Source organism: Streptomyces sp. NRRL F-2664 (assembly GCF_000719345.1).
Lineage (GTDB): Bacteria > Actinomycetota > Actinomycetes > Streptomycetales > Streptomycetaceae > Streptomyces.
Genome location: NZ_JOFX01000654.1, coordinates 1 through 207 on the forward strand (window position 1 = coordinate 1; position 207 = coordinate 207).

Sequence of the window (207 nt, forward strand, 5' to 3'; positions counted from 1 at the left end):
AAGGTCGACCTGCGCAACAACGCCGGTTCGGTGGACCTGATCGCCGACGTGACGGGGTACTACACGGACAAGGCCGGCGCGGGCTCCGCGCTGAACCCGGTCGCGCCCGCGCGGTTCCTGGACACCCGTGACGGCACGGGCGCGACCAAGCAGCGCGTCGGCCCCGGCGGGGTCGTCACCCTCCAGGTCGCCGGGGTGAAGGGCGTC

At 73.4% G+C, this 207-nt stretch carries 1 pseudogene; it reads left to right on the top strand.

The annotated features are described in order from the left end of the window. A pseudogene (locus tag IF89_RS40510) lies at positions 1-207 on the top strand (hypothetical protein); the annotation flags it as partial.